Below are 22,373 nucleotides of genomic sequence, written 5' to 3'. Positions count from 1 at the left end.
GAGGTTCCTCCCTCAGTCCCAGTCCAGGCCGCCACGCCGCCAGACGTAGGCGTAGGCGACGAAGACAGCGACGATGAACAGGACCATCTCCACGAAGCCGAAGATCGGCAGGGCGTCGAACGAGACCGCCCAGGGGTAGAGGAAGATGATCTCGATGTCGAAGACGATGAAGAGCATCGCCGTCAGATAGAACTTGATCGGGAACCGGCCGCCGCCGACCGGCTGCGGGCTGGGCTCGATGCCGCACTCGTACGCCTCGAGCTTGGCCTTGTTGTAGCGCCGGGGACCGGCGAAGCGGGCAGCGGCCACGGAGAACAGCGCGAACCCCGCGGCGAGGGCGAACAGCCCGATGATCGGTGCATAAGGCGAGAGCGACATCGTTTTCTCCTGCTCGTCCTTCCCTGCCCCTGGTCCTTGTCAAAAATCACACTATTCACGTCCCTCGCGACGGTCGTCGGCGGGGGTCGATCTCCCTTGTCCGCACCTGCGGTCATCGCAGACCGTGGACGGGGCCGTCACACGGGGCTGCCTTCGTTCACGACCGCGGGCGCTCGCAGGCTCGTTCCTCGGGCTACACGGCCGGCGCCACTCTCGTCATCGTGTTGATGACGCGGTCCATCGCGTCCCCGTCGCGGGGGTCGGTCAGGTTGGCCAGCAGCTTGAGCACGAAGCGCATCAGCATCGGGTGCGGCATCCCGTGCTTCGTGGCCATCCGCATGATCTCGGGGCGGCCGATGAGCTTCACGAAGATGCCGCCGAGCCGGTAGTAGCCGCCGAAGCGGAGCTTCAGCTCCGTCGAGTACGCCGTCAGCGCACGCTCCCGGTCCGCGCCGGCCGGGCGCGCGAGCGCCTGCACGGCGACCTCCGCGGCCAGCTCGCCGGACTCCATCGCGTACGCGATGCCCTCGCCGTTGAACGGGTTGACCATGCCGCCAGAGTCGCCGACCAGCATCACGCCCCGGGTGTAGTGCGGCACCCGGTTGAAGCCCATGGGGAGCGCGGCGCCGAGGATCGGCCCCTCCGCGTTCGCCTCGTCGGTCATGCCCCAGTCGGCCGGGGTGTTGGCCAGCCAGTCGGTGAGCAGCCGGCGGTAGTTGGTCTTGCCGAACGCGGACGAGGAGTTGAGCACGCCGAGGCCGACGTTGACCCGGCCGTCGCCCAGCCCGAAGATCCAGCCGTACCCGGGCAGCAGGTTGTCGCCGCTGTCCTTGCTGCGCAGCTCGAGCCAGGACTCCAGGTAGTTGTCGTCGTGCTTGGCGGGCGAGCGGTAGTAGCGCCGGACGGCGACGCCGATGGGCCGGTCCTCGCGCTTGGCCAGCCCGAGGGCGAGCGGGAAGCGGCCGGAGACCCCGTCGGCCGCGACGACCAGCGGCGCGTGGAAGGTGGCGGGCTCCTTGCCCGGGCCGACCTCCGCCTCGACGCCGGTGACCCGGCCGTCCGGGCCCAGCACCGGGCCGGTGACGTTCACGCCGGTGCGCAGCTCGGCGCCGGCCTCGACGGCGCGCCGGGCGAGCAGGTCGTCGAAGTCGAGCCGGGTGCGCACCAGGCCGTAGTTGGGGAAGCTCGCCAGGTCGGGCCAGTCCAGCTCCAGCCGGACGCCGCCACCGATGACCCGCAGGCCCCGGTTGTGCAGCCAGCCCGCCTCGGGCGAGGTGTCCACGCCCATCCGGATGAGCTGCCGCACCGCGCGCGGGGTCAGCCCGTCGCCGCAGACCTTCTCCCGGGGGAACTCGGTCTTCTCCAGCAGCAGCACCCGTACGCCGTGCCGAGCCAGGTGGTATGCGGTAGCCGACCCACCGGGACCGGCGCCCACGACGATCACGTCGGCGTCATGCTCCACCGCGGCCATCCCGCGCCTCCTCCCGCATGCTCGTGAAATGCTTCACAAGCCAGACGGTGGGAGTCTATGACCGACGTCATGACCACGCCGGACCAGGGGTACCTAACTTGCCGGAGACACGTCGGCCGAGGTCGGAGGCGGGGCGCCGGGGCGGGCCTCAGCGCCGGGCGGAGGCGGCCGGATCCAGGCCGGCGTCGTGCCGGATCGTCTCCGGCAGGTGCTCGCGCAGCGCGCCGCCGGCGGCGCGGTCCAGGGCGGCCAGCACCTCGGCCACGACCTGACGGACGTCGGCGGGATCCGCGCCGGCCAGCTCCTTGAGCTGGGCGATGAGTTCGGTCGCGTCGTCGTCGGTGGCCTCCGCGCCGACCGCCTGGTGTCGTCCCGTCATGGGGGCGAGCTTACGGAACAAAGTGGATCAAAAACGGATATTCAGGAAAAGGGCGCCGAACAGGTCTAGACGCGGACCGCGCGGTGCAGCGCCGCGATCCCGCCGGTCAGGTTGCGCCAGGCCACCCTGCCCCAGCCCGCCGCGCCGATCCGCGCGGCCAGGGCCGGCTGGTCGGGCCACGCCCGGATCGACTCCGCCAGGTAGACGTACGCGTCGGGGTTGCTGGAGACGGTGCGGGCCACGCTCGGCAGCGAACGCATCAGGTAAGACAGGTAGACCGTGCGGAACGCCGGGTTCACCGGGGTGCTGAACTCGCACACCACCAGTCGGCCGCCCGGCCTGGTGACCCGGGCCAACTCCCGTAGGGCGGCGTCGGTGTCGTTCACGTTGCGCAGCGCGAACGAGATGGTCACCGCGTCGAAGCTGGCGTCGGCGAACGGCAGCTTCAACGCGTCCCCGGCCAGCAGCGGCACCTGGGGACGGGTGCGCTTGCCGACGCGCAGCATGCCGAGGGACAGGTCGGCGCCCACCGCGTACGCGCCCGACTGGGCCAGTTCCTCGGTGGACACGCCGGTGCCGGCGCCCACGTCGAGCACCCGCTCACCCGGCCGCAGGTCGAGCGCGGCCCGGGTGGCCCGGCGCCAGAACCGGTCCTGCCCGAAGGAGAGGACGGTGTTGGTCAGGTCGTAGCGAGCCGCCACGCCGTCGAACATCGCGGCGACCTCGTGCGGCTGCTTGTCCAGGTTGGCGCGCTGGCCCTGCGGGGTACGGCTCACCCCTCCACTCTGCCAGTCCGGCCCGCGCGGTCGGCCGCTGGGTCGGCCGCACCACCACCCGGACACGCCACGGGGGCGGGATGGTCGCCCACCCCGCCCCCGAGTCGTCGTACGTCAGTCGGTCGACTTCTCGTCGCCGGGCGCCACGAGGACGACCCTGCGCCGCCGGGAGAGCAGCAGCAGCGCGCCGCCGGCCAGCAGCACGGCCGCGCCGATGCCGCCGATCAGCCCGGCCTGCACGCCGGTCACCGGCAGCCCGCCGTCGCCGCCGCCACCGCCACCGGGGGTGGTCGTGGGGCCCGCCGTGGGTACGCCGGTCGGGGTCGGCGTCGGCTCGCCGGTCGGCGTCGGGGTCGGCTGCGCCGACAGGTCGACGAAGGCCTCGAAGATCGTGTGGTTGTCGCCCATGTCGGCCTCGGAGAAGGCCTTCCGCTGCGCCTGGCCGGCGACCTTCGGCTCCTCCTGCGGCTCGCCCTCGGCGGCGTCCAGCCCGTACGCGAAGAGGTCGCCCTCCCGCAGCACCGGCTCGGTCACGCCGTCGCCGACCTTCACCGTCACGTCGGCGGTGTAGTACTGCCCCCGGCGGATGGTCGCGCCGGCGTCCTCGCAGAACGCCTGCTCCTTGCCGAGGAACACCTGCGTGACGCAGTTCTGCGGCAGCGTCACGAAGCTCACACCCGCCGGGAGGGTGATGCCGTAGAAGACGCCGGTCGCGGGTCGGCTGCCGTCGTTGTAGACCGCCCAGTCCAGCGGCACGGTCTCGCCCCGACGCACCGGCCTGAGGTCCGGCTCGTCGGCCACCGCGCCGTTGACCACGACGCCTGCCTGGACGTCCTGCGCCCAGGCGGTGAGGTCGTAGCCGGGCTTCGTGACGGTCACCGGCACGACGACCTTGTCGCGAACCTTGCCCCCGGGCGTCGCGGTGACGACGTGGACGACCAGCTTGCCGCCGTCGCCCCGGCCGCCCGTGCTGAACAGCGGGACGCCGAAGTCCTTGCTGGTGCCGGCGGGCAGGTCGCCGAGGGAGCACTGGTAGAGGTGACTCTCGATGGCGCGGCAGCCCTCGGGCACCAGGAAGCCGACGCGCTTGTCCTTGAGCTGCTGGGTGTTGACCCGCAACGAGACGTCCTCCGCCGTGGCCGTGCCGGCGTTGGTGACGGTGAACTTGAACGGCTTGCTCCGGGCCGCGTCGACACCCTTCGCGAGCTGGGTGCTGATCGGGGTCAGGGCGAGGTCCGGCGCGTCGGCGGCCTGGGCGGGAACGGCGACGGTGGTCAGGCCACCCGCCGCGAGGAGTGCCACGGCACCGGCGCGGGCCAGGGCCGAGCGATGGAACAGGGTCATCGGTCCCCCGGGGGGTTAGGGAAGAAACGGATGGTTGCGGAACCCGGGCGGACGCTATCGAAGGTCGAAGCGGCACGCCAGCAGGGAGATCGTGTTTCATCCGTCCGGCCGATCCGGTCGGACGGACGGTCCGACGCACAGCGGGGGCGGGATGGTCACCCATCCCGCCCCCGCTGCCGTGCGTTATGTGAACGACCCTCGCGGGTCGATGGAGGACGACCGTCAGGCCGTCGGCTTCTCGTCGCCCGGAGTCACCAGGACGACCCGGCGCCGCCGCGCCACCATGAACATGGCCGCGCCCGCGATCAGCACCGCGCCGCCGATGCCGCCGATCAGCGTGGTCTGCGCGCCGGTGACCGGCAGGCCGCCGTCGTCGTCACCGCCGCCGCCCGCGCCGCCCTTGGCCGCGACGATCACCGCGTACGCGTCGGAGTTGTCGGTGGCGTCCACGTCGCTCGCCTGCAGGCCGGTGACGTTCTCCGGCAGGGTGACCGCGGCCGCCTGCTTCCGGCTGGGCTCGGAGCCGACCGGCTCGACGCTGACCAGACCGCCCTTGAGGGCGCCCGGCTTCACGCCCGCCGCCACGTCGAACACGTGGTAGAAGCCGTAGGCCGAGTAGAGCTTGTCCTCGGGGTTGGTGTCCTCGTCCTGCGGGATCAGGCCGAAGTTGGCGTAGGTGCAGGTGAAGGTGGACTTGTCGGCCGCGTACTCGCAGCCCTGCTCCACCTCGGTCGGGGTGACGCCCTTGGGCAGCTTGACGCTGATCTTCAGACCGGCGGTGGCCTTGTCACCCTGGTTGGTGATGAAGTAGGTCAGCGCCGAGCGGCCGCCCGCGTGCAGGTCGCCGGAGTAGACCGGGTTGCCGTCGACGATCTTGACGGCCTGCTTGACGTCCTCGGCGACGACCGAGAGGTCCGGCCCGCTGGCGTCGGAGAAGTCCAGCGTGGCGGTCTTGGTGTTGTTCGCCGCGTTGGTGTCGTCCTTCGAGATGAGCTTGAAGGAGAGCGGGGCCTTGTAGGTGCCCTCGAGCTCGGCCTTGAACAGGACGACAGGCAGGTCGGTGGTCTCGCCCGGGCCCGGCAGGCCCTTCTCCGTCGCGTGGCAGATGAACGCGGTCGGCTTCCCCCCGGCGAGCTCGATGTCGCAGCCGTCCTCGACGGCCGGCACGGCGGCGACCTTGTCGAAGTCGACCTTGGACACGTCCACCCGCACGGACAGTTCGCTCGGGGTGTTCTTGCCGGTGTTGGTCACCTTGGCGAAGGCGAGCTTGCCCTGCGCGTTGGCGGCGACCCGCGTGCCAGCCACCTCGATCGCGAGGTCCGTCTCCGTGCCCGAGGCGTGAGCCGGGCTACCGAGGGCGGTCAACGCGCCGGAGGCGAGCAGCGCGCCGGCGCCGATACGCGCCAGCGAACGGTTACGGAAGATCATGGAAGAGTTCCCCCCGTTGGGGTGAAGGAAAGGTACGGCCGGGGACGTTAGCGGTAAGCGATCACGCCCGCCACCCCGCAGAACGGGCGCGTTGAACAGCCTGGCTAAGAATCACTTAAGGAATGCCCGGATTGATATGTCTTGCTGCCCCGGCCACCCCGACACCGACTCCGAACGGCAATCCAATTGAGATCAACGGACCACGGGAATTCACCCGATCGGTCAGCCGAGCGAGTCATTTACGGTCACTTTCCGTATTCCCGCAATTCACGCAGCGGTCCACGTACGACGACACCCCACCGCCGGACGACGGTGGGGTGTCGGTGGTGCGGGTGGCTGCGGACGCCCCGCTCAGCGGGCGTCGACCAGCGGCAGGGACTTCCCGGCGCCGCCGCCCGGCATGGCGATCGAGGAGAAGTGCGAGACGACCCGCTCGTCGGTCGGGTCGTCGGCCGGGGTGCGGTGCACGGCCAGCCGGTTGTAGAGGGTGTCGCGCTGGGCGGGGATCCGGTCCGCCGAGCGGATCATGCCGATCAGCTCGTGCAGGTTGGAGCGGTGCCGCGCGCCGGCCGAGGAGATGACGTTCTCCTCCAGCATGATCGAGCCGAGGTCGTCCACGCCCATGTGCAGGGCGAGCTGCCCGACGTCCTTGCCGGTGGTCAGCCAGGACGCCTGGAGGTGCGGCACCGTCTCGAAGAAGAGGCGGGCCACCGCGACCAGCCGCAGGTACTCCAGGGTGGTGGCCTGCGTACGGCCCTTGAGGTGGTTGTTCTCCGGCTGGTACGTCCAGGGGATGAACGCCCGGAAGCCCTTCGTGCGGTCCTGCACGTCGCGGATCATCCGCAGGTGCTCGATCCGCTCGGCGGCGGTCTCGCCGGTGCCCATCATCATGGTGGCGGTCGACTCGACGCCCTGCCGGTGCGCCAGCTCCATGACCTCCAGCCAGCGCTCGCCCGACTCCTTCAGCGGCGCGATGGCCTTGCGCGGGCGGGCGGGCAGCATCTCCGCGCCGGCGCCGGCGATCGAGTCCAGCCCGGCCGCCTTGATCCGGGCGATGGCCTCGTCGAGGCTGACCCCGGAGACCTTGGCCATGTGCAGGATCTCGCTGGGGCCGATCGAGTGGATCGCCAGCTGCGGGTACGCCTTCTTGACCGAGGAGAACAGCTCCTCGTAGTACTCCACGCCGTAGTCCGGGTGGTGCCCGCCCTGGAGCATGACCTGGGTGGCGCCCAGCTCGACCGCCTCGCCGCAGCGGCGCAGGATCTCCTCGGTCGGGTGGGTCCAGCCCTCCTTGTGCTTGGGGGCCCGGTAGAACGCGCAGAACTTGCACGCCGTCACGCAGACGTTCGTGTAGTTGATGTTGCGGTCGATCAGGTACGTGACGACGTTGTCCGGGTAGCGGCGTCGGCGCACCGCGTCGGCGGCCTCGCCCAGGGCGTGCAACGGCGCCTCGGTGTAGAGCAGCATGGCCTCCTCGGGCGTGATCCGCCCGCCGTCCGCGCCACGCTGCAGGATGTCGTCGATCTCCCGGCTCACACTCACCCCCCGAGCCTACGTCGCCCCGCCCCGGGCCGGCCCCGCCGGACTCCTGTCGACCACGCCACAGGCCCCGCCGACGCGGCGGCGGACCGAGGGACTTACCCGGAATTCATCGATCAATTAGCATCCGTGGATGATTTTCCTCCCGCCTTCCCCCGCCCCTCCAGCCCTCCCGACGGCGGCCTGATGGCCACCATCCCCTGGCTGGCCGACGTGCTCCGCGCCGCCGGCGTCACGGTGGTCGAGCACGGCAACTGGCTCGGCCGGGTCTCCGGCAGCTCGTTCGCCCCCATCGGTGTGCTCTGGCACCACACGGCGGCCACCTCCAGCGCCGGCAATCCGCACCCCGCCCTGAACATCTGCGTCAACGGCCGTTCCGACCTGCCCGGCCCCCTCTGCCAGGCCCTGGTCGACTATCACGGCGTCTTCCACGTCATCTCGGGCGGGCGGGCCAACCACGCGGGCGTCAGCCGCGGCAGCGGCCCCATCCCGGCCGGCGACGGCAACACCCTGATGGTCGGCTGGGAGATCGACTACAACGGGGTCAGCCAGGCCATGACCGGCGCCCAGTACAGCGCCTCGGTGCTCGCCACCGCCGCCGTGCTGCGGCGGCTCGGCCGCGACGCCAGCCACGCCCGGGGCCACCGGGAGACCAGCACCAGCGGCAAGATCGACCCGTCGTTCATCGACCTGGCCTCGATGCGCGCCGACGTGGCCCGCCAGCTCGCCGGCAACCCACCCCTCGACCTCACGGAGAACGACATGAAGCTCATCCAGTCACCCGGCCGCGGCATCGCCCTCGTCGGACCCGGCTACTTCCGTCAGCTCCGCAACGACGAGGAGGTGCACGCCGCCGTCGCGCTGGCCGGCAACCCGCTGGTCGGCAACGACCGCCAGTTCGACCTGTGGCGCAGCATCGCCTACGACGGCCAGGTCAAGGCCCCGAGCTGACCTCACGCAAGGGGGTCGGCGGGTCGACGCGGTGCCTGCGCCGACCCACCGACCCGGCTGCGCCCGCCCAGCGGCGGGCGGACCGGTCAGGCGTCGTAGTCGACGGTGAGCCGGTCGGTCGTCGGGCTGGACTGGCAGGTGAGGACGTAGCCGGCGGCCACCTCGTCCGGCTCCAGCGCGTAGTTGCGGGCCATCGTGACCGCGCCGTCCACCACCTTGGCCTTGCAGGTCGAGCAGACCCCGCCCTTGCAGGCGTACGGCAGCTCGCCGCGCACCTTCAGCGCCGCGTCCAGCACCCGCTCGTCGCGCCGCATCGTGAAGCGCGACGACCGGCCGTCGAGCAGGATGGTCACCTCGGCGCCGCCCCCCGGCTCGTCGGCCGGGCGTCGCGGCGGGGCCGGGGCCTCGGCGACGTGGAACAGCTCCGTGTGCACCGCCGACTCCGGCACGCCGCGCGCGGCGAGCACCTCCCGGGCGTCCACCACCATGTCGTACGGGCCGCAGAGGAACCACTCGTCGACGGTGTCGCCGGGAACGACGGTGTCCAGCAGCCGGCCCAGCCGGTCGGCGTCGATCCGGCCGGAGAGCAGCGGGGACTCGCCCTGCTCCCGGGAGAGCACGTGCACCAGGTGCAGCCGGGTGGGCCACCGGTCCTTCAGGTCGGCCAGCTCCTCGGCGAACATCACCGTGTTCGCCGTGCGGTTGCCGTACACCAGCGTGAACGTGCTGGCCGGCTCGACGGCGAGCGCCGTCGCGACCAGCGCGAGCACCGGGGTGATGCCCGAGCCGGCGACCACCGCGCCGTAGTGGCGGGCCCGGTCCGGCGCGAGGGCCGTGGTGAAGTGCCCGAGCGGCGGCAGCACCTCGATCGTGTCGCCGCCGCGCAGCGCGCCGCAGGCGAAGGCGGAGAAGGCGCCGCCGGGGATCTCCCGCACGCCGATCCGCAGCCGGCCGTGCCGGGCCAGGTCGTCGGGCGTGGAGCAGATGGAGTACGACCGCCGCACGTCCTCGCCGGCGGCGCCGGGGCGGCGGACGGTGAGGTGCTGGCCGGCGGAGAACGCGAACGTCTCCCGCAGCTCCTCGGGCACGGCGAAGGTGACCGCCACGGCGTCGTCGGTGAGCCGGTCGACGGCGGCGACGGACAGCGGGTGGAAGACCGGCCGGCGACGGACCGGGCGGGTGATGGTGACAGTCACAGCGCCTTCAGGTGGTCGAAGGGTTCACGGCAGGAACGGCAGCGCCAGAGCGCCTTGCACGCGGTCGAGCCGAAGCGGCTGACCTGCTCGGTCTCGGGCGAGCCGCAGCGCGGGCAGCGGACGGCGAGGGTCAGCGGCACCACGTTGTCGGCGCGTACGGGCGACGGCGGGGCGATGCCGGCGGCGGCGAGCTTGGCCCGGCCGGCGTCGGAGATCCAGTCGGTGCTCCACGCCGGGCTGTAGACGGTCCGCACGTCGGCCTCGGGACGCCCGACGGCGGCCAGCGCCCGCCGGATGTCGGCGCGGATCACGTCCATCGCCGGGCAGCCGGTGTAGGTGGGGGTGATGGTCACGACCACCCGGCCGGTCGCCGGGTCCTCGTCGACCGCCCGCAGGATGCCGAGGTCGTCGATGGTGACCACCCGGATCTCCGGATCCACCACCGCCGCCACGGCCTCCCTCGGGTCCTTCACCAGTGCCGCCTTCCGTTCGCGACTGCGGGGCTCCGCTGCGCTGCACTCCTCGCGCTCACCAGTGCCGCCTTCCGTTCGCGACTGCGGGGCTCCGCTGCGCTGCACTCCTCGCGCTCACCAGTGCCGCCTTCCGTTCGCGACTGCGGGGCTCCGCTGCGCTGCACTCCTCGCGCTCACCAGGTGGCTCCGGGGTGGGCGCGGTGCAGCACCTGCATCTCGGCGAGCAGGTAGGACAGGTGCTCGGTGTGCACGCCGTCCCGCCCGCCGCCCGGCGCCCAGCCGGACTCCGGCCGGGTCAGGATGGCCTCGTCGAGCACGGCACCGACCGTGGCGTCGAAGTCGGCCCGCAGGGTGGCCGGGTCGACCGGCGCCGCCGGGTCGGAGGCGAACAGCTCGTGCACGTACGGCCAGACCTGGTCGACCGCCGCCTGCATGCGCCGGTGCGACTCCTCGGTGCCGTCGCCGAGCCGCCGCACCCACGTCGAGGCGTGGTCGAGGTGGTAGGCCGACTCCTTGCGGGCCTTGGCCCCGATCGCGGCGAGCCGCTCGTCGGCGCAGCCGGCCAGCGCGGTGTAGAGGGGAAGCTGGTAGGCCGCCAGGAAGAGCAGCTTCGCCATCGTGACCGCGAAGTCGCCGTTGGGCAGCTCCACGAGCAGGCAGTTGCGGAACTCCCGGTCGTCGCGGAGGAACGCCAGCGCGTCCTCGTCCCGGCCGGCGCCCTCCACCTCGCCCGCGTACGACAGCAGGAGCCGGGCCGCGCCGAGCTGGTCGAGGGCGATGTTGGCCAGCGCGATGTCCTCCTCCATCTCCGGCGCGCGGGTGGTCCACTCGGCCAGCCGCTGCGCCGCGACGAGCGCGTCGTCGCCGAGGGCGAGGGCGAAGTCGAAGGGGCCGTTCACGCCGCCACCCCGCTCCGCTCGGCGGCGGCGCGACGCGCCCCGGTGCTGAGCCGAACCGTTCGCTCGCTCACAGGTGGGCCACCCCGTCCGGCACGTCGTAGAAGGTGGGATGCCGGTAGACCTTGTCGGCCGCCGGGTCGAAGAAGGCGTCCTTCTCGTCGGGGCTGGACGCGGTGATCGCGCCCGCCGGCACCACCCAGATGGAGACGCCCTCCTGGCGGCGGGTGTAGAGGTCCCGCGCGTTGCGCAGGGCCAGCTCGGCGTCGGGGGCGTGCAGGCTGCCGACGTGGGTGTGCGACAACCCGCGCCGCGCCCGCACGAAGACCTCCCACAAGGGCGAAGGACCGCTCACGCCGCGCTGGTCCGTCCGCTCGCTACGCTCGCTCACGCCGCCACCTTCTCCTTCTGCTGCACCCGCTTGGCGGCGTACGCCGTGGCGGCCTCCCGCACCCACGCGCCGTCGTCGTGGGCGCGGCGCCGGTGCTCCATCCGCTCCCGGTTGCACGGGCCGTTGCCCTTGATCACCCGCATCAGCTCGTCGTAGTCGGGCTGGGTGAAGTCGTACGACTGCCGGGACTCGTTCCAGCGCAGGTCGGGATCCGGGATCGTCAGGCCGAGGATCTCCGCCTGCTGGACGCACATGTCCACGAAGCGCTGGCGCAGCTCGTCGTTGGAGAAGCGCTTGATCTTCCAGGCCATGGACTGCGCCGAGTGGGTGGAGTCGGTGTCCGGCGGGCCGAACATCGCCAGCGACGGGTACCACCAGCGGTCGAGGGCGTCCTGCGCCATCGCCTTCTGCGCCGGGGTGCCGTGCGCGAGCGTGTGCAGGATCTCGTAGCCCTGCCGCTGGTGGAACGACTCCTCCTTGCAGACCCGGATCATCGCCCGCGCGTACGGCCCGTAGGAGCAGCGGCAGAGCGGGACCTGGTTGACGATCGCGGCGCCGTCGACCAGCCAGCCGATGGCCCCCACGTCGGCCCAGGTCAGGGTGGGGTAGTTGAAGATCGAGCTGTACTTCTGCCGGCCGTTGAGCAGCAGTTCGACCAGCTCGTCCCGGCTGATCCCGAGGGTCTCGGCGGCGGCGTAGAGGTAGAGGCCGTGGCCGGCCTCGTCCTGCACCTTGGCCAGCAGGATCGCCTTGCGCTTCAGCGAGGGGGCGCGGCTGATCCAGTTGCCCTCCGGCTGCATGCCGATGATCTCGGAGTGCGCGTGCTGCGCGATCTGCCGGATCAGCGTCTTGCGGTACGCCTCGGGCATCCAGTCGCGCGGCTCGATCTTCTGGTCGGCGTCGATGACCTCGGCGAAGTACGCCTCCAGGTCCTCGTCCGGGCCGGGGGCGCCGCCCCGGCGGCCATGTGCGGCGGCCTCCCGCAGGGCCGCCTCCGCCGCCTCGACCTCGCCGAGCAGGCCACCGCCGGGTGCGTCCTCGGCGGAGAAGTCGTTGCCATACATGGGGTCAAGTGTTACAGCTCGCCTCTCCGGACACCAGAGGGTGTAACAGGTTTCCGGAGACAGTTTCGGCACGGGGCGGGGACTCGGGCAGCCTGCCAAACTATGACTTGGGTCACTATGGGAAGGTGAATCCTCTCAACAGCCACATAGCGGCTCGATATCCCGCCTACATGGCAAGTTGCCAGGTGTCGGGTCCTGGCGCGCCGCCGATCCGCACGTAGACTTCCCCCGTCACACCGATCGGCTGCCGACGATCGCCCGAGAAACACGGAGGGCGGATCCCCCGGCCCTCGGCGAGCCGCCGATCCGTCCGACAACCAGCCGGTCCCCCCGGCCTGACATCTGGAGCTCACCCACTCATGCGATCCCGCGTGACCCTGGTGCTCGCCGTCGTGGCGGTCCTCCTCGGTGGCGGCCTGCTCGTTCCGGCCGCGTACGCCCGACTCGCCGGCGACGACGCCGCGAGCGGCGGAAGCGGCGGCGGAAGCGTCGCGGCGCCCGCGCCCACCCCGCCCCCGCCGCCGACCCTGGCCGCCGGCCCGGTCACGGTGAACTTCAAGGGCGAGTTCTTCTCGTGGGCGCTGATGGACCGGGAGACCGGCGAGATCTCCGGGTCGAAGAACCTGGCCTCGACCAGCTCCACCGAGTCCATGATCAAGGCCTGGTTCGCGGCGGACTACCTCAACCAGCTCGGCGACAAGCCGCTGCCGGCCGAGCGGAAGAAGCAGATCACCACCGCCATCCGGGACAGCAACGACGACGCCGCCAACGCCCTCTACGGCGCGGTGGGCCGGGCCGCCACGATCAGGCGGATGGTCAGCACCTGCGAGCTCACCGACACCAAGCCGGGCAACGTGCCCGGTTACGTGGGCTGGTGGAGCTTCACGCGGATGTCCCCGCGTGACGCCGTCCGGCTCGGCGACTGCATCGCCGACGGCACGGCCGCCGGCCCCAAGTGGACGAAGCTCCTGCTGGACGAGATGAGCAAGGTCAGGGGCAGCACGGCCGCCAAGGACCAGAAGGCCCGCTCCGGCGGTGGCCGCTGGGGCATCATCGACGGCCTCCCCCAGTCGATCGTCAGCCAGGGCCCGGTCAGCATGAAGAACGGCTGGACCCCGCTCAACTACGACGGCAACTGGCACGTGAACTGCCTCGCGGTGACCGACAGGTGGAGCCTCGCGGTGATGCTCCGCTACCCGCAGAAGAGCGGGCTGAACTACGGCGCGCAGGTCTGCGCCGCGGTCGCCAGCCAGCTCGTGACCCCGCAGCCCGGCGCCGCCCTCAAGGTGCCGCAGCAGCCCGCCGGGAGGCTCTGATGGCGCGACAGCGCCGGGCCGATGAGCCCGCCGACGCCTCCCCCGGCAGGCTCATCGCCATCGCGGTGGTCCTCATCTGCCTGGTGCTCGTCTCGCTGCGGCTACTGCCGGGCTCGCCGTTCGAGTCCCGCGCCGCCGCCGAGTGGGGCACCCCCGCCGGCCCGGCCGAGCGCGCCACCGGAGCCCCGAGCGACCGCAGCTCCCGGCCCTCGCCGTCGCCGAGCCCGACGCCGGAGCCGGAGCCGCTGCCGTTCGAGGCCAAGGAAATCGACCTGGACATCGAGGGCTGGTACTCCTGGAGCGTCCTCGACCGCCGCACCGGGGAGATCGTCGGCTCCGACAACATGGACGAGACCAGCACCACCGCGTCGCTGATCAAGGCGTGGATCGTCGCCGACCACCTGCGCCGGGCCGACGAGAACGGCCAGACCCCGAGCGCCGCCAAGCTCGCCGACGCCACGAAGATCATCCGGGACAGCGACAACACCCGGACCCAGCAGTTCTACAACGCGCTTGGCGGGTCCGCCTCGATCAAGCGGCTGCTCTCCACGTGCGAGCTGACGGACAGCAGCGTCGCCAGCGACGGCGGCTGGAGCCGGACGAAGCTCTCCCCCCGGGACACCGCCCGGATGGGTGCCTGCATCGCCGACGGCCGCGCCGCGGGGCCGAAGTGGACCAAGTGGCTGATCAACGAGATGCGGCTGGTCAGGGGCGGCGGCGACTTCGGCATCCGCAAGGCGTTCCCGGCCGCGGAGCGCAAGAAGATCGCCATCAAGAACGGCTGGATCGACCGGACCAAGGAGCAGGAGATGCACATCAACTGCCTGGCCATCGGCGACACCTGGACGATGGGCGTGATGGTCCGCTACCCGATCGGCAAGGGCTACGAGTACGGCATGAAGAACTGCCAGAAGATCACCGAAGCCCTCCTCCGCCCCACCACCTAGGCCCGACCACCGCCCCGGGCCGGCCAGAGGTTCAGCCCATGAAGAAGGCCGGGCCGGAGGCGGGCAGGGGCGGGGCGGCGTCGATGGCGGCGGCGCGACGCGCGAACTCGCGCAGGCCGGCCACCTGGCGCTCGCCGAGGGAGAAGTCCAGCGCCCGGAAGTACGTCGCCAGGGTCGCCGCGTCGAACGGCTCCCAGCGCGCGGCCGCCTCGGCCACCTGGTCCAGCTCGGCCAGGCAGAGGTCCCGGGAGCGCAGGAACGCCTCGTGCACCTCCTTGACCAGGCCGGGATGGGCGGCGGCGAAGTCGCGGCGTACCGCCCAGACGGCGAAGACCATCGGCAGGCCCGTCCACTCCCGCCACGCCTGCCCGAGGTCGGTGACCTCCAGCCCACGCTTCGGCGCCTCGTAGAGGGCGCGTAGCGCCACGTCGCCGATCAGCACCCCGGCGTCGGCCTCCAGCAGCATCTGGGTCAGGTCGGGCGGGCAGCGGAAGTACTCGGGGCTCACCCCGTACCGCTCACCGAGCAGCAACTGGGCCAGCAGCACCCCGGTCCGCGAGGTCGAGCCCAGCGCCACCTTGCCGTGGCCGAGCTCGGCCAGCGGGCGGGTGGAGACGACGTTGACGGACAGCACCGGGCCGTCGCTGCCGACCGCCAGGTCGGGCAGGAGCAGCAGCTCGTCGGCGTGCCGCAGGTACTCCACCTGGGAGATCGGGCCGATGTCCAGGTCACCGGCGACCAGGGCGGCGCTGAGCCGGTCCGGGGAGTCCTTGTGCAGGTCGACGTCGATCAGGGCACCGGAGCGCATCAGCCCCCAGTAGATCGGCAGGCAGTTCAGGAACTGGATGTGTCCGACCCGGGGGCGTGCGACGTGCTCAGCCATGCCCCGACCGTATCCCCGCCACCGTTGCGTGGCTCAGTGGGCCGGGGTGGGAGTGGCCAACCCCGCATCCGCCGGTTGGTCGCCGTCCCCCGCCTCCCCCGGCGTGCCGTCCGCACCGCCCGCCCGGGCCGCCGCCGTCGGCCCGGCGCCGGCGCCGGCCGCCCGGACCCGTCGGACGGACCGGGCGACGGCGGGCACGAACGCCACCACGACCAGCAGGCCGACCGCGCCGGCCGCCGCGATCAGGGGTCGCGGTGACAGCAGCGCCAGCAGGGCGCCCCCGATCAGGTAGCCCCCCATCGAGCCGCCCTGCACGGCCGCGCCGTAGAGGGCGTACGCCCGGCCGCGCGACGCCTCCGGCACCCGCCGGGCGGTGAGCAGGTTGGCGAAGACGTTCTCCCCTCCGTTCGCCGCGCCCGCGACCAGCCAGAGCGGGACCAGCAGCGCGGCCGTGGGCACGGCGGCGGCAACCAGCACCATGAGGCAGATGCCGCCGAGCGTCGCCAGCACCCCGTACACCAGGGCGCCGTCGTCGGTGAGCCGGTGGGCCAGCCGGGCGCAGAGCCAGCTGCCGGGCAGCATTCCCGCCATCCAGGCGGCGCCGACCAGCCCGTAGACCGTGGGCGAGCCGTCGAGGGTCTCGCGGATGAAGAAGACCTCGACCACGTTGATGCCGCCGACGGCGGTGATGACCGCGGCCGTGCTGACGACGACGGCCAGCAGCAGCGGGTCGCCGCGCAGCCGCCACGCCGGGGCCCGTTCCGTCCCGGACGCGGGTGCGGCCGTGGCCCGCCGGCCACCCCTGCGGGTACGCAGCAGCAGGCCCGCCGCCACCAGGGCGAGGTAGCTCCCGGCGTCGATGAGCAGGGGTACGCGCGCGCCGAACTGCCCGACCAGCAGCCCGGCGAGCACCGGGCCGCCGAGCGCGCCCAGGCTGCTGGCCGTCTGGCTGATCGCGCTCGCCCGGGGCAGGTCGGCGGGGCGCACCATCGCCGGCAGCAGCGCCGCCAGGCAGGGGTGGGTCACGGCCAGCCCGCAGGCGAGCAGCGCGACGAGCCCGATGATCAGGGCCGGGTGGGTGGCGAAGGCGAGCAGCGCGCAGACGGCGGCCTGCCCCAGGCCGGCGGTGACCAGCAGCTTCCGGCTGTCCACCCGGTCGGCGAGCCGCCCGGTGAGCGGGGCGAGCACCACCAGCGGCAGGGTGGCCGCCAACAGCAGTCCGGACACGGCGATGCCGCTGGCGCCGGCGGACTGGAGGGCCAGCGCCAGTGCGGTGGCGGCGAGGAAGTCACCGCACATCGAAGTGCCTCGCGCGGTGGCGGCGAGCCAGACGTCCGACCAGCGCGAACCGTCAGTTGTGAAGGACATACTTCGAAAATAATCCTTCACAACTGGTCGAAGCAACCCCCTACGCCAGCGGCACCGCCCGGTACTGCACCGCCACCGTGCGCGCCCCGGCCGGCGGATCCGCCTGCCGGTTCCGCTGCCGGTACGGCTCGAACAACGCGCTCACCGCCTCGTTCAGCCCGGCCAGCTCGTCAGCGGTGAGCAGCAGCAGCGTGTCGCTGAACAGCGCGACGTCGTACCACTCGGCGGGCTCGTCGCCGGCGCGGCGCAGCCAGTCCCGGGTCCGCTCCATGTCCCGGGCCGCGTGCGCCTCCACCAGCGCCTGCTCGGCCGCGCGCGCCTCCGGCCCGGCGGACTGTCCCGCGTCGACCATCAGGGTCCGGCCGACCGTGCGCCACAGCCGCTCGCGAGCGTCCCCCCGGCTCGGCGCCTGCTCCACGAGGCCCGACTTCGCCAGCGCCCGGAGGTGGTAGCTGGTCGCGCTCGGCGACAGCCCGGCCACCTCCGCACACTCGGTGGCGGTCGCGCCGCCCTCCACCACGCCCAGGTGTTCCATGATCGCGATTCGGGCCGGATGGGCCAGCGCCCGCATCACCTGCGGGTCGCTGATCGTGATCCGGCGCTGTTCGGGACGCGCCTCCGTCATGTGTCCATGATTCCTGGTCGCCCGCCCGCCGCGGGTCGCCGGTCGACCGGCACCGGAGGTCCAGCGGCGGACGGCGGCGCCACGGTCGAAATCCGGTGGAGCGTCACGCGCCCGGCGCGTAGGCTGTCAGGTCGCTTGACGGCCAGGGTGAGGTGACCACCGCATCGGACGTCCCGCGCCGGGGGCCGGCCCATCCGCCCGCCGGACACGCGAGCGACCGGCAGTAGACCCCGACGGGATTCAGCGTGACCGACCTCGATCTCGACCTCGACGCCGACCTCGCCGCCGAACGCGAGCACCTCGCCACCTCCCGGGCCGCCCTGGCCCAGATGCGGGAACGCGCCCAGGCCCTCTTCTCCACCGGCGACCAGGTGGCCGGCGACGCGTACGCGGCCGAGACCCTCGGGCGCACCCTGGCCCGCCGGGTCGCCGAACTCGCCGACGACCCCACCACGCCGCTCTTCTTCGGGCGCCTCGACTTCGGCCCGGCGACCGGGGCCCCGCCCGCCGACGACCCGCCCGGCGATCCCGGCGACGGGCCGGACGGGTGGCACGCGGGCCACGCCGGGCGGCGCTACCACGTCGGCCGGCGGCACGTCACCGACGACCGGGGCGAGCCGCTGGTGCTGGACTGGCGGGCCCCGGTCTCCCGGTCGTTCTACCGGGCGAGCGCGCGCGACCCGCAGGGCGTGGCGGTACGGCGCCGCTTCGGGTTCAGCAGCGGGGCGCTGACCAGCTTCGAGGACGAGCGCCTCGACCGGGGCGAGGAACTGGGCACGACCAGCCGGATCCTGACCGCCGAGATCGAACGGCCGCGCGTCGGGCCGATGCGCGACATCGTCGCCACCATCCAGCCCGAGCAGGACGAGCTGGTCCGGGCCGACCTCGCCGACTCGATCTGCGTGCAGGGCGCCCCGGGCACCGGCAAGACGGCCGTCGGCCTGCACCGGGCCGCGTACCTGCTCTACCTGCACCGGGAGCGGCTGCGCCGCTCCGGCGTGCTGATCGTGGGGCCGAACCGGGCCTTCCTGTCGTACATCGCGGCGGTGCTGCCGGCGCTCGGCGAGGTGGAGGTCGAGCAGGCCACCGTGGAGGACCTGGTCGGCCGGGTGCCGGTGCGGGCCGTCGAGGACCCGGCGGTGGCCGCGGTCAAGCACGACGCCCGGATGGCCGAGGTGCTGCGCCGGGCGGTCGACGCGCACATCGGCGAGCCGACCGAGCCGATCATGGTCTCGGACGGCTCGTTCCGCTGGCGGATCGGCCTGGACCCGCTGCACCGGGTGGTCCAGGAGACCCGCCGGGAACGGCTGCCGTACGCCACGGGGCGCGAGCGCGTCCGGGCCCGGGTGGTGGCGCTGCTGCAACGGCAGGCCGAGGCGCGGCGCGCCGAGTCCCCCAGCGACGCCTGGCTGCGCCGGATGGGCAAGGCCACCCCGGTCACCGCCTTCCTCGACGCGGTCTGGCCGGCGCTCACCCCGGAAGGGCTGGTGCACGCCCTGCTCGGCGACCCGCAGCGGCTCGCCGCGGCGGCGGACGGGCTGCTCGACGCCGAGGAGCAGGCGCGGCTGCGTGGGCTCGCCGCCCCGGCCGGCACGAAGCTCGGGCGCACGCCGAAGGCCACGAAGTGGACGGCGGCCGACGCCGTGCTGATCGACGAGGCGGCCGGGCTGATCGAGCGGCCGGGCGGCTTCGGGCACGTCGTCGTCGACGAGGCCCAGGACCTCTCCCCGATGCAGTGCCGGGTGATCGCCCGGCGCAGCGAACACGGGTCGATCACCCTCCTCGGCGATCTGGCCCAGGGCACCGCCCCGTGGGCCGCCGCCGACTGGCGGGAGTCCCTGCGTCACCTCGGCAAGCCGGACGCCGTCGTGGTGCCGCTGACGGTCGGGTTCCGGGTGCCCGCCGCCGTGGTCGCGTTCGCCAACCGGCTGCTGCCGGCGCTCGCCGTCGACGTGCCCCCGGCCGAGTCGCTGCGCCGCGACGGCGCGCTCGACGTGCGTACCGTCGACGACCTGGCCGCCGCGACGGTGGCCGAGGTGCGCGCGGCGCTGGCGTTCGACGGCTCGGTGGCGGTGATCGCCGCCGACGACGCGGTCGGCGGGCTGCGGGCGGCGCTGGAGGCCGCCGGCGTCGACACCGCGACCGTCGACGAGCCGACCGCCGCGGCGCGCGTCACGGTGGTGCCCGCGACCCTGGTCAAGGGCCTGGAGTACGACCACGTCATCGTCGTCGAGCCGGCGGCGATCGTGGCCGCCGAACCGCGCGGCCTGCACCGGCTCTACGTGGTGCTCACCCGGGCGGTCTCCCGACTCGCCGTGCTGCACGCCCGACCGCTGCCCGCCCCGCTGGGCTGACCGGCCACTTGCGCCGGGGCGGTAGACAGGGGTCCGTGACAGCCCTGACGAGCGTCCCGTGATCCTCGCCCGCGCCGAGGCGGTCAGCCGCCGCTACGGCGACGTGCTCGCCCTCGACCGGGTCGACCTGGAGGTCTCCGCCGGCGAGTTGGTCGGCCTGCTCGGCCCGAACGGGGCCGGCAAGAGCACCCTGCTGAACCTGCTCGTCGGGCTGCGCCGGCCCACCGCCGGCCGGGTCGAGCTGTTCGGCGGCGACCCGCGTGACCCGGCGAGCCGGCGGCGGATCGGGGTCACCCCGCAGGAGACGGGCCTGCCCGGCACGCTGCGGGTCGGCGAGGTGGTGGACTTCGTCGCCGCCCACCACCCCGACCCGGTCCCCCGGGGCGAACTGCTCGACCGCTTCGGCCTGGGCGAGCTGGCCCGGCGGCAGACCGGCGGCCTCTCCGGCGGGCAGCGCCGCCGGCTCGCGGTGGCGCTCGCCTTCGTCGGCCGGCCCCGGCTGGTGCTGCTCGACGAGCCGACCACCGGCCTGGACGTCGCGGCGCGGCACACCCTGTGGGAGGCGATCCGGGCGTTCCACGACGACGGCGGCACCGTGCTGCTGAGCAGCCACTACCTGGAGGAGGTCGAGGCGCTGGCCCGGCGGGTGGTGGTCATCGGGCAGGGCCGGGTGCTGGCCGACGACACGGTCGACGCGATCCGGGGCATCGTCGGCGTACGCCGGGTCAGCCTGGTCGCCGACGCGCTGCCCGCGCTGCCCGGCGTCGTCCGCACCGAGCGGGTCGACGGCCGCACGCACCTGCTCACCACCGACGCCGACGAGCTGGTGCGGGCCCTGGTCACCGCCGGGGTGGCGTTCGCCGACCTGGAGGTCCGCCCCACCTCGCTGGAGGAGGCGTTCCTCGCCATCACCGCGCCCGGCTCCGGAGCCGACCGTCCGACGACCGCCGTGGCCGGCCCGCCGGCCACCGCCTGAGGGGACGGATCTCCCATGCGCCTCGCCCTGGTCCACGCCCGCTACCAGCTCCTGGAGACGGTCCGCATCCCGGTTGCCGTCGTCGGCAGCGCCTTCTTCCCGGCCGTCGCGATGCTCTTCTTCGTGGTGCCGTTCGCCGGGAAGGACCCGGTCGGCGCCACCTACGCCACCGCCGCCATGGTCACCTTCTCGGTGATGAGCGCGAACATCTTCCAGTACGGCGTCGGGGTCGCCGAGGACCGCGACCAGCCCTGGAACCCGTACACCCGGACCCTGCCGGCCGGGCCGGCGCCCCGCTTCGCCGGGCGGGTGCTGGCCGGGCTGGCGCTCACCTACCTCTCCCTGGTGCCGGTGGTGGCGATCGGGGCGGCGCTCACCGAGGCGCGGGTCAGCGCACCGGCGTTCCTGCTGGCCCTGGCGATCGTCACGGTGATCTCGGTGCCGTTCACGCTGCTGGGTCTCGCCATCGGCTACTCGATGCCCAGCAAGGCGGCGATCGTCGTGGCGCAGGTCGTCTTCTTCCCGCTCGCCTTCGGTGGCGGGCTGCTCTCCGCACCGGACCAGGCGCCCGGCTTCGTCGAGGCCGTCGCGCCGTTCCTGCCGACCCGGGGCGCGGTGGAGCTGATGTGGGCGGCGGTCGGCGACTACCCGGTCAACCCGCTGTCGATGGTCATGCTCGGGGTCTGGGTGGTGCTGCTGGCGCTGCTGGCCGGGTGGGCGTACCGGCGCGACGAGGGTCGACGGTTCAGCTGACGTTCGGCCGATCCGCCACGTGGCGCGGCGGGTCGGTGCCACGATTCCGGCAGGGGCGTGCCGGCGTGGCCGTCCCGCCGAGAGGGGGGTCGACGTGAGCATCGTCCCGCCGGGCACACCCTGCTGGATCGACCTCGCCACCCCGGGCCTCGCCGAGGCGCGGCGGTTCTACCCGGAGCTGTTCGGTTGGACCGGCCGGATCGACCCGGAGCCCGAGGCGGGCGGCTACACCGTCTTCCTGCTCGGGGGGCGGGCGGTGGCGGGCGCGGGTCCGCCGGCCATCCCCGACCAGGTGCCGATCTGGTCGACGTACCTGGCGACCGACGACGCGGACCTGGTGGCCGGCCGGGTCGAGCGGGCCGGCGGGCAGGTCGTGGTGCCCCCGTTCGAGGTCTTCGACCAGGGACGGATGGCGGTCTTCGCCGACCCCGCCGGGGCGACGTTCAGCGTCTGGCAGCCGATGTCGATGCCCGGAGCCGAGGTCTTCGACATCCCGGGGGCGCTGACCTGGACCGAACTGGTCACCCCCGATCCGGAGGGCGCGAAGGTCTTCTACGAGCTGGTCTTCGGCTGGCAACCGGACGACCAGCAGTCGGGCCCGGTCACGTACACCGGCTGGCGGCTCGGCACCCGGATCGTGGCCGGCATGGTGCCACCGCTCGGCGACGGGTTCCCCGCGGACACGCCCGCGTACTGGTCGGTGTACTTCGCCGTGGCCGACGCCGACGCGGCCGCCGCCCGCGCCGCCGAACTCGGCGGCACCATCCTCGTCCCGCCCCAGACCGCCCCGGCGGGCCGCTACGCCGCCCTCCGCGACCCCCACGGCGCCCTCTTCAACATCCTCACCCGCCCCTGACCCCCACCC

General features: G+C 73.1%; 22 protein-coding genes. 7 read left to right on the top strand and 15 right to left on the bottom strand.

The features are described from left to right. Positions 1-12 precede the first annotated feature (12 nt). From RM555_RS22755 to mqnC, 7 genes are all read right to left on the bottom strand, one after another. Positions 13-378, bottom strand: a complete 366-nt coding sequence (locus RM555_RS22755; protein WP_111134310.1) for an NADH-quinone oxidoreductase subunit A — start codon at positions 376-378, stop codon at positions 13-15. 193 nt (positions 379-571) lie between these two features. Next, the gene (locus tag RM555_RS22750) at positions 572-1,849 is read right to left on the bottom strand and encodes a geranylgeranyl reductase family protein (protein WP_132232124.1); all 1,278 of its coding nucleotides are present in this window, start codon (positions 1,847-1,849) and stop codon (positions 572-574) included. 148 nt (positions 1,850-1,997) lie between these two features. Further along, positions 1,998-2,228, bottom strand: coding sequence for a hypothetical protein (locus tag RM555_RS22745; protein ID WP_311413643.1), 231 nt, complete (start codon positions 2,226-2,228; stop codon positions 1,998-2,000). A gap of 65 nt (positions 2,229-2,293) precedes the next feature. After that, positions 2,294-3,004 (bottom strand): demethylmenaquinone methyltransferase, encoded by a 711-nt coding sequence (locus RM555_RS22740; protein ID WP_151454888.1) that lies wholly within the window; start codon positions 3,002-3,004, stop codon positions 2,294-2,296. Positions 3,005-3,118: 114 nt separating this feature from the next. Beyond that, positions 3,119-4,348 (bottom strand): COG1361 family protein, encoded by a 1,230-nt coding sequence (locus RM555_RS22735; RefSeq protein ID WP_311413642.1) that lies wholly within the window; start codon positions 4,346-4,348, stop codon positions 3,119-3,121. A gap of 222 nt (positions 4,349-4,570) precedes the next feature. Then, a complete protein-coding gene (locus RM555_RS22730) occupies positions 4,571-5,776 on the bottom strand; it encodes an LPXTG cell wall anchor domain-containing protein (protein ID WP_311413641.1) in 1,206 nt (401 codons plus the stop codon). A gap of 351 nt (positions 5,777-6,127) precedes the next feature. Next, positions 6,128-7,318 (bottom strand): cyclic dehypoxanthinyl futalosine synthase, encoded by a 1,191-nt coding sequence (gene mqnC / locus RM555_RS22725; protein WP_311413640.1) that lies wholly within the window; start codon positions 7,316-7,318, stop codon positions 6,128-6,130. A 126-nt stretch (positions 7,319-7,444) separates the two neighbouring features. On the opposite strand from mqnC, the gene RM555_RS22720 reads away from it, so the two are divergent. Further along, positions 7,445-8,266, top strand: coding sequence for a peptidoglycan recognition protein family protein (locus RM555_RS22720; protein WP_311413639.1), 822 nt, complete (start codon positions 7,445-7,447; stop codon positions 8,264-8,266). Positions 8,267-8,352: 86 nt separating this feature from the next. Here the strand turns inward: RM555_RS22720 and paaE are convergent, their stop codons facing one another. The 5 genes from paaE to paaA all read right to left on the bottom strand — a co-directional run bounded on the left by paaE (position 8,353) and on the right by paaA (position 12,286). Next, on the bottom strand, positions 8,353-9,462 hold the full coding sequence (gene paaE, locus RM555_RS22715; protein ID WP_132232136.1) for a 1,2-phenylacetyl-CoA epoxidase subunit PaaE: 1,110 nt from the start codon (positions 9,460-9,462) through the stop codon (positions 8,353-8,355). Then, a complete protein-coding gene (gene paaD, locus RM555_RS22710) occupies positions 9,459-9,935 on the bottom strand; it encodes a 1,2-phenylacetyl-CoA epoxidase subunit PaaD (protein ID WP_311413638.1) in 477 nt (158 codons plus the stop codon). Before paaD ends, paaE begins: the two co-directional genes overlap by 4 nt. Before the next feature lie 173 nt (positions 9,936-10,108). After that, positions 10,109-10,834: a 1,2-phenylacetyl-CoA epoxidase subunit PaaC gene (paaC, locus tag RM555_RS22705; protein WP_311413637.1), complete on the bottom strand. Its 726-nt coding sequence runs from the start codon at positions 10,832-10,834 to the stop codon at positions 10,109-10,111. Between the two features lie 67 nt (positions 10,835-10,901). Beyond that, positions 10,902-11,222, bottom strand: coding sequence for a 1,2-phenylacetyl-CoA epoxidase subunit PaaB (gene paaB, locus RM555_RS22700; protein ID WP_121397098.1), 321 nt, complete (start codon positions 11,220-11,222; stop codon positions 10,902-10,904). Then, on the bottom strand, positions 11,219-12,286 hold the full coding sequence (paaA, locus tag RM555_RS22695) for a 1,2-phenylacetyl-CoA epoxidase subunit PaaA (RefSeq protein ID WP_311413636.1): 1,068 nt from the start codon (positions 12,284-12,286) through the stop codon (positions 11,219-11,221). Before paaA ends, paaB begins: the two co-directional genes overlap by 4 nt. 359 nt (positions 12,287-12,645) lie before the next feature. On the opposite strand from paaA, the gene RM555_RS22690 reads away from it, so the two are divergent. Together RM555_RS22690 and RM555_RS22685 are read left to right on the top strand one after the other, a co-directional pair. Further along, entirely contained in the window at positions 12,646-13,602 is a 957-nt protein-coding gene (locus RM555_RS22690; RefSeq protein WP_311413635.1) for a hypothetical protein, read from the top strand. Continuing rightward, complete coding sequence (locus tag RM555_RS22685) at positions 13,602-14,549, top strand: serine hydrolase (RefSeq protein WP_311413634.1); 948 nt, start codon at positions 13,602-13,604, stop codon at positions 14,547-14,549. Before RM555_RS22690 ends, RM555_RS22685 begins: the two co-directional genes overlap by 1 nt. A 31-nt stretch (positions 14,550-14,580) precedes the next feature. Here the strand turns inward: RM555_RS22685 and RM555_RS22680 are convergent, their stop codons facing one another. Genes RM555_RS22680 through RM555_RS22670 form a run of 3 tightly spaced genes read right to left on the bottom strand, consistent with a single transcriptional unit; the run spans position 14,581 to position 17,425 of the window. Beyond that, a complete protein-coding gene (locus RM555_RS22680; RefSeq protein ID WP_311413633.1) occupies positions 14,581-15,432 on the bottom strand; it encodes a menaquinone biosynthetic enzyme MqnA/MqnD family protein in 852 nt (283 codons plus the stop codon). 33 nt (positions 15,433-15,465) lie between these two features. Further along, positions 15,466-16,800 (bottom strand): MFS transporter, encoded by a 1,335-nt coding sequence (locus tag RM555_RS22675; protein ID WP_311413632.1) that lies wholly within the window; start codon positions 16,798-16,800, stop codon positions 15,466-15,468. Between the two features lie 40 nt (positions 16,801-16,840). Next, positions 16,841-17,425 (bottom strand): helix-turn-helix domain-containing protein, encoded by a 585-nt coding sequence (locus RM555_RS22670; RefSeq protein WP_101413749.1) that lies wholly within the window; start codon positions 17,423-17,425, stop codon positions 16,841-16,843. Positions 17,426-17,670: 245 nt separating this feature from the next. Here RM555_RS22670 and RM555_RS22665 point away from each other — a divergent pair, with 245 nt between their 5' ends. The 4 genes from RM555_RS22665 to RM555_RS22650 all read left to right on the top strand — a co-directional run bounded on the left by RM555_RS22665 (position 17,671) and on the right by RM555_RS22650 (position 22,364). Next, on the top strand, positions 17,671-19,779 hold the full coding sequence (locus RM555_RS22665; protein ID WP_311413631.1) for a HelD family protein: 2,109 nt from the start codon (positions 17,671-17,673) through the stop codon (positions 19,777-19,779). A gap of 58 nt (positions 19,780-19,837) precedes the next feature. Next, positions 19,838-20,755, top strand: a complete 918-nt coding sequence (locus RM555_RS22660; protein WP_132232158.1) for an ABC transporter ATP-binding protein — start codon at positions 19,838-19,840, stop codon at positions 20,753-20,755. 15 nt (positions 20,756-20,770) lie between these two features. Then, positions 20,771-21,508: an ABC transporter permease gene (locus RM555_RS22655; protein WP_132232160.1), complete on the top strand. Its 738-nt coding sequence runs from the start codon at positions 20,771-20,773 to the stop codon at positions 21,506-21,508. Between the two features lie 94 nt (positions 21,509-21,602). After that, positions 21,603-22,364, top strand: a complete 762-nt coding sequence (locus tag RM555_RS22650) for a VOC family protein (RefSeq protein WP_311413630.1) — start codon at positions 21,603-21,605, stop codon at positions 22,362-22,364. Positions 22,365-22,373: the final 9 nt, after the last annotated feature.

Origin of the sequence: Micromonospora reichwaldensis (assembly GCF_031845925.1) — a bacterium.
Taxonomy (GTDB): Bacteria; Actinomycetota; Actinomycetes; order Mycobacteriales; family Micromonosporaceae; genus Micromonospora; species Micromonospora reichwaldensis.
The sequence above is the reverse complement of the archived record's forward strand: the minus strand, read 5'-3'. Positions and strand labels throughout refer to the sequence as shown.

Bases quoted from the DNA above. Each gene is read 5' to 3' on its own strand.
- RM555_RS22755 (WP_111134310.1), bottom strand. From the start codon at position 378: ATGTCGCTCTCGCCTTATGCACCGATCATCGGGCTGTTCGCCCTCGCC.
- RM555_RS22750 (WP_132232124.1), bottom strand. From the start codon at position 1,849: ATGGCCGCGGTGGAGCATGACGCCGACGTGATCGTCGTGGGCGCCGGT.
- RM555_RS22745 (WP_311413643.1), bottom strand. From the start codon at position 2,228: ATGACGGGACGACACCAGGCGGTCGGCGCGGAGGCCACCGACGACGAC.
- RM555_RS22735 (WP_311413642.1), bottom strand. From the start codon at position 4,348: ATGACCCTGTTCCATCGCTCGGCCCTGGCCCGCGCCGGTGCCGTGGCA.
- RM555_RS22730 (WP_311413641.1), bottom strand. From the start codon at position 5,776: ATGATCTTCCGTAACCGTTCGCTGGCGCGTATCGGCGCCGGCGCGCTG.
- paaA (WP_311413636.1), bottom strand. From the start codon at position 12,286: ATGTATGGCAACGACTTCTCCGCCGAGGACGCACCCGGCGGTGGCCTG.
- RM555_RS22690 (WP_311413635.1), top strand. From the start codon at position 12,646: ATGCGATCCCGCGTGACCCTGGTGCTCGCCGTCGTGGCGGTCCTCCTC.
- RM555_RS22685 (WP_311413634.1), top strand. From the start codon at position 13,602: ATGGCGCGACAGCGCCGGGCCGATGAGCCCGCCGACGCCTCCCCCGGC.
- RM555_RS22680 (WP_311413633.1), bottom strand. From the start codon at position 15,432: ATGGCTGAGCACGTCGCACGCCCCCGGGTCGGACACATCCAGTTCCTG.
- RM555_RS22675 (WP_311413632.1), bottom strand. From the start codon at position 16,800: ATGTCCTTCACAACTGACGGTTCGCGCTGGTCGGACGTCTGGCTCGCC.
- RM555_RS22670 (WP_101413749.1), bottom strand. From the start codon at position 17,425: ATGACGGAGGCGCGTCCCGAACAGCGCCGGATCACGATCAGCGACCCG.
- RM555_RS22655 (WP_132232160.1), top strand. From the start codon at position 20,771: ATGCGCCTCGCCCTGGTCCACGCCCGCTACCAGCTCCTGGAGACGGTC.